The sequence below is a fragment of the Streptomyces sp. C genome, assembly GCF_000158895.1.
GTDB classification, from domain to species: Bacteria; Actinomycetota; Actinomycetes; order Streptomycetales; family Streptomycetaceae; genus Streptomyces; species Streptomyces racemochromogenes.
In genome coordinates, this window is the sequence record NZ_GG657750.1 from 3872990 (window position 1) to 3878875 (window position 5886).

Genomic DNA, 5886 nt, shown 5'->3' on the forward strand with positions numbered 1-5886 from the left:
CCGGGATGCCCGTTTTGCCCCAGCATGTCAGCCTGAGTGCGGCGCTCCGACTTCGGACGTCCGGGCCGCACGGAAGGGGAGGGGCACCCCGTGACTCGACGCCTCCGCCCGCCGTACCGGACCGCCGGCGCCGCGCTGGCCGCCGCCGCGCTGCTGGCCGCCGCGCCCGCGAGCGCGACCCCCGCCCGCACCCCAACCGTCGCCGCGCCCGCGCTCCCCGGCCGAGCGGCCTGGGCGCACCTCCCGGCGGTGGCCGCGGGAGTACCGCAGGAGGCGTACGAGGAGCTCGCCGGCAGCGTCGCGGGCGTCGGGCGGAAGCACCCCGGGCGGCCCGCCGACGCGCTCCCCGACCCCGGCCTCGCCGTCGCCGCCCGTCCGGTGCGCCCGGCGCCCCCGGCGCGCCCGCTCCAGCCGGCGCAGGAGCGGCCGGAGCCCGTCGCGCCCCGGCCGGATCCGGTCACGAGCCCGTCGGCGGCCGGCACCGCGCCCGGTACCGCGCACGCCACCGCGCACGCCACCGCACCCGTCACCGCCCTCGGCAACGAGCCCAACGAGCGGGCCGCCGACCTGGCCGCGCACCTGCTCCCGCTGGGCACCGGACTGGCCCTTATGGGACTCGGCATCGGCTACATGGGCGTGCGGCTGCGGCGGGGCCGGTAGGGGCCCGCCGAGGGGGCCGGGGTGTTTGCGGAATCGAGCATACTCGGTATACATACTGAGTATGTCGATCCGTCACGGCCTTCTCGCACTGCTGGAACGGGGCCCCCGCTACGGCTCCCAGCTGCGCACCGAGTTCGAATCCCGCACCGGCTCCACCTGGCCCCTCAACGTCGGGCAGGTGTACACCACGCTGGCCCGCCTGGAGCGCGACGGCCTCGTCGCCCCCGGCGGCGAGGACCACGCCGGCCACACCCTCTACGCCATCACCGACGGCGGCCGCGCCGAACTGCGCGACTGGTACGAGCGGCCCGTCGACCGCACCAACCCGCCCCGGGACGAGCTGTCCATCAAGCTCGCCATGGCCGTGGGCGCGCCCGGCGTGGACATCCGCGCCGTCATCCAGGCCCAGCGCCACGCCACGCTCAAGGCGATGCAGGACTACACCCGGCTCAAGGCCGGGGCCCTCGCCGCCATCGAGAGCGGCCGGTCCCGCGAACGCGACGACCTGGCCTGGCTGCTGGTCCTGGAGCAGCTGATCTTCCAGACCGAGGCCGAGGCGCGCTGGCTCGACCACTCCGAGTCCCGGCTCGTCAGGCTGGCCGCGCTCGCCCCGGCGGACACACCCGGCCCGGCGGACCCGCCCGGCCGACCGGACACACCCGGTCCGGAGGCGGCGCCCGCCACCGGCGCGACCGGCACCACCAGGCCCGCCGCCCGCACGCGGCGCGGCTGAACGAACGCCCCAGGGGGGATCCCTCATGCCCGACCACCAGCACCGCTCGAACCCCGTACTCCGGCTGGACCGCCTCGTCCGCACCCACGGCAGCGGCGCCACCGAGGTGCACGCCCTGCGCGGGGTCGACCTCAGCGTCCATCCCGGCGAACTCGTCGCCGTCATGGGCCCGTCCGGCTCCGGCAAGTCCACACTGCTCACCCTCGCGGGCGGCCTCGACACCCCCACCAGCGGCAGCGTCCTGGTCGAGGGCGTCGACATCACCACCGCCTCCCGCCGGCAGCTGGCCGCGCTGCGCCGGCGCAGCATCGGCTACGTCTTCCAGGACTACAACCTGATCCCGGCCCTCACCGCCGCCGAGAACGTGGCCCTGCCCCTCGAACTCGACGGGACCTCGGCCCGCAAGGCCCGCCGCGCGGCCCTCGCCGCGCTGGAGGAGATACGCCTGCCGCAGCTCGCCGACCGCTTCCCCGACGAGATGTCCGGCGGCCAGCAGCAGCGCGTGGCCATCGCCCGCGCCCTGGTCGGCGAACGCCGCCTGGTCCTGGCCGACGAACCCACCGGCGCCCTCGACTCCGAGACCGGCGAGTCCGTGCTCGCGCTGCTGCGCGCCCGCTGCGACGCCGGCGCCGCCGGCATCCTCGTCACGCACGAACCCCGCTTCGCCGCCTGGGCGGACCGGGTCGTCTTCCTGCGCGACGGCAGCGTCGTCGACGAGACCCTGCGCAGCCAGGCCGACTCGCTGCTCCACGGGCGGGCGGCCGGCCTGTGACCTCTCCGCTCACCGCCTGGTACCACTCCTGGATCGCCGCCCTGCGCATCGCCCGCCGCGACGCCTGGCGCGCCAAGGGCCGCAGCGCCCTCGTACTCGCGATGCTCGCCCTGCCCATCATCGGGATGAGCGCCATCGACCTCACCTACCGCAGCGCCGAACTCTCCACCGGCCAGCGGATGACCCGCGAACTCGGCGCCGCCGACGCCCGGATCAGCCCCGCCGGCCTGGACGCGCCGATCTACCAGCACCCCAACGGCGAGCAGTACGCGCCGGTCGGCGGCTACGACAAGTACCGGCCCGGCCGCGAGGAGGACCGGCAGCCGCTGAAGTCCGCGCTGCCGACCGGGATCCGGTCGGTCGAGGACCGCCGGGGCTTCGCCAAGGTGCACACCGCACACGGGCTGCTGGCGACGGACCTGCGCGAGCTCGACGTACGCGACCCGCTGACCAAGGGCCTGCTCACGCTCGAACGCGGGCGCATGCCCCAGAGGCCGGGCGAAGTCGTCGCCACCACCACCTTCCTGAAGGTCTCCGGCCTGTACGTGGGCTCTTCCGCGACTCCGCGCGGCGCCACGTCCTCTTTCCGGATCGTGGGCGCGTACGAGATGCCCGACAAGCTCGCGCGCACCGAACTGCTCGCCCTGCCGGGCACCCTGCTCGATCCCCTCGACCAGGCCCTCAAGGCCACCGGAGCACCCGGGCTGAGCCCCCGGCCCAACTACCTCGTCGCGGTGGGCGGCGATGGTTTCACGTGGAACATGGTCAAGGAGGCCAACAAGCACGGCGCGCTCGTGCTCTCCCGGGCCGTCACCCTGCACCCGCCGGCCGACTCCGACGTCCCGCTGTTCAAGCAGCAGCCGAAGGACCGGTTCGGCATGGCGGACGGCGGCATGATGACCCAGCGGGCCATCCTGGTCACCGTCATCGGCCTCGCCATGCTGGAGATCTGCCTGCTCGCCGGACCCGCCTTCGCGGTCGGCGCCCGGCGCTCGCGCCGCCAGCTGGGCCTGGTCGGCGCCAACGGCGGCGACCGGCGGCACATCCGTGCCGTCGTCCTCTCCGGCGGCATCGTGATCGGTGCCGCGGCCGCGGTCGTCGGCACGGCGATCGGCGTGGCCCTCACCATCGGGCTGCGGCCCGTACTGGAGGAGCAGCTCGGCGCCCGCTTCGGAGGCTTCGAGGCCCGCCCGCTGGAACTGCTGGGCATCGCCCTGGTCGCCGTGGTGACGGGCCTGCTGGCCGCGGTCGCCCCCGCCGTCACCGCGTCCCGGCAGAGCGTGCTGTCGTCCCTCACCGGCCGGCGCGGGGTGCGCCGTGCCAACCGGGTACTGCCCGTCATCGGCATCCTCGCCGTCGCGGCGGGCGCGGCGATCGTCGTCTACGGAAGCCGCTACCGCGTCAACACCACCTTCGTGATGGGCGGCAGCGCCCTCGCCGAGCTCGGGGTCGTCGCCCTCACCCCGCTGCTGGTCGGCCTGTTCGGACGGCTCGGACGGTGGCTCCCGCTGTCGCCGCGGCTCGCGCTGCGCGACGCCGTCCGCAACCGGGGGCGCACGGCCCCGGCCGTGGCCGCCGTACTGGCTGCCGTCGCCGGGACCGTGGCGGTCTCCACGTACCAGCACAGCCAGAACGTCCAGGGCCGGCACGAGTACGAGGCCGTACTCCCCGCCAACGCGGGCTATCTGATGAGCACGGACAACACCGGCCACAAGGAGGTGCCCGCCCTGCGCGACACCCTCTCGAAGAACCTCCCGGTGTCGGTGCGGGCCGATGTGGACCGCCTCGTCGTCGGCAACCCGAACTGCTCACCGCGCTCTTCGGCCCCGGGCTGCGGGCGCGTCGAGGTCATCGTCCCCAAAGAGCAGCGCTGCCCGCTCTTCGAGGCCGAGCACGGCCCCTCCTCCTTCACGCCGGACCAGGCCCGCGCACTGCGCCAGGACCCGCGCTGCGTGGAGGAGCGCTGGGGCCCTCCCTTCGACGTCGTCGTCGCCGACGAGAAGCTGCTCCAGGTGCTGGCCGTCTCCGACCCGGGCTCGGCGGCCGCGCTGAAGGAGGGCCGGTCCGTCTCCTTCAACCGCAACCAGGTCAAGGACGGCAAGGTCACCCTGCGGGTCATCACCGACCAGGCCGCCGCCGACGAAGCCGCCGAGCGGCGCGCCGACCCGCCCGGCCAGGACAAGGTGCTCGCCGTCCACCAGGCACCCGGCACCGCCTGGGGCGTCGACCTGGTCCTGCCGTCGGCCGCCGCCCGGGCCGCCGGCATCGCCACGGCCCCGGCCGGCGCCTACTTCAGCCTCGACCGGAAGGCCGGCACCGCGGAGCGCCAGCGACTGGACGGCGAGATCGACCGGATGGGCGCGGACACCCAGGTCAGGATCGAGGAGGGCTACCAGGAGCAGCACACCCTGGGCCTGCTCTCCCTGAGCGTCTTCGCGGGACTCGTCACCATCGGAGCCGCCGGCATCGCGACGGGTCTGGCCCAGGCGGACTCCGAGGCCGACCTGAAGACCCTCGCGGCGGTCGGCGCGGCCCCGCGCGTACGGCGCACCCTCAGCGGCTTCCAGTGCGGGGTGGTGGCCCTGATGGGTGTGGTCCTCGGCTCGGCGGCGGGCATCCTGCCGGCGGTCGGACTCCGCCTCACCCAGGAACGGGAACAGCGGCGGCTCATCGAGTACGCCCTCGAAAGGGGCTACGCCTCGGGGCGCGACACCGAGCTGTACGTCCCGATCGCGGTGCCGTGGGACACCCTGGCCGGCCTGCTGGTCCTCGTCCCGCTGGGCGCGGCGCTGCTGGCCGCGCTGGTCACCAAGTCGAGCGGCGCACTGGCCCGGAGGGCGGCCGGCTGATCCCGGTGCCCCCGTACAGGGTGGATCACGCCCGTGCGGGGGCACACCGTGTGAGAACGCAGGTGTGCGAGAGAATGACGGCATGGAGATGCCGAGGAGTGAACGGTCGCAGGACAGCCCCCCGCACGTGCTGATCGTGGGCCAGGACGGGACGGCGGTCGGCGGCACCGATGACGAGTCGCGCGAGGTCCCGGTGACGGAGATGGTCGAACAGCCCGCCAAGGTCATGCGCATCGGCAGCATGATCAAGCAACTTCTGGAAGAAGTCCGCGCAGCTCCTCTGGACGAGGCCAGCCGGGTCCGTCTGAAGGACATCCACGCGGCGTCGGTCAAGGAACTCGAAGACGGCCTGGCGCCGGAGCTGGTGGAGGAACTGGAGCGCCTCTCCCTCCCCTTCACGGAGGAAGCCGTTCCCTCGGAGGCCGAACTCCGGATCGCACAGGCGCAGTTGGTGGGGTGGCTGGAGGGCCTCTTCCACGGCATCCAGACGGCCCTGTTCGCGCAGCAGATGGCGGCGCGGGCCCAACTGGAACAGATGCGCCGAGCCCTCCCGCCGGGCGGCCCCCACGACGACGACGAAGACGGCCCCCACGGCGCGGTCCGCTCGGGCCCATACCTGTAATCCCCACCCGGCGGGGCCCCACCCAGCCCCGCCGGCGTTCGAGGCACGGGAGGTCTGGGGACGCAGCCCCACCCCCGTTTGAGGCGCGGAGGGTCTGGGGCACCCCACCCCCCAGCCCCGCCGGCGTGCGAGGCACGAAGGCCCGGGGGCGCAGCCCCACCCCCCAGCCCCGCCGGCGATTGAGGCGCGGGGGTTCGGGGGCGGAGCCCCCAGGGGGTCCTTTGTTGCATCCTCACCCCCCAGCCCCGCC

The 5886-nt window shown here is 74.5% G+C and carries 5 protein-coding genes; all 5 read left to right on the forward strand.

Annotated elements, in window-relative coordinates; genetic code table 11:
* Positions 1-90: 90 nt before the first annotated feature.
* The 5 genes from SSNG_RS41200 (at position 91) to SSNG_RS17335 (ending at position 5636) form a co-directional block, all read left to right on the forward strand.
* Entirely contained in the window at positions 91-660 is a 570-nt protein-coding gene (locus tag SSNG_RS41200) for a hypothetical protein (protein WP_042801216.1), read from the forward strand.
* A 61-nt stretch (positions 661-721) separates the two neighbouring features.
* Positions 722-1393, forward strand: a complete 672-nt coding sequence (locus SSNG_RS17320) for a PadR family transcriptional regulator (RefSeq protein WP_007265167.1) — start codon at positions 722-724, stop codon at positions 1391-1393.
* 25 nt (positions 1394-1418) lie between these two features.
* The gene (locus SSNG_RS17325; RefSeq protein WP_007265168.1) at positions 1419-2165 is read left to right on the forward strand and encodes an ABC transporter ATP-binding protein; all 747 of its coding nucleotides are present in this window, start codon (positions 1419-1421) and stop codon (positions 2163-2165) included.
* A 101-nt stretch (positions 2166-2266) separates the two neighbouring features.
* Positions 2267-5014, forward strand: a complete 2748-nt coding sequence (locus SSNG_RS17330; RefSeq protein WP_007265169.1) for an FtsX-like permease family protein — start codon at positions 2267-2269, stop codon at positions 5012-5014.
* Positions 5015-5096: 82 nt separating this feature from the next.
* On the forward strand, positions 5097-5636 hold the full coding sequence (locus SSNG_RS17335) for a bacterial proteasome activator family protein (RefSeq protein WP_007265171.1): 540 nt from the start codon (positions 5097-5099) through the stop codon (positions 5634-5636).
* The last annotated feature ends 250 nt before the right edge of the window (positions 5637-5886 follow it).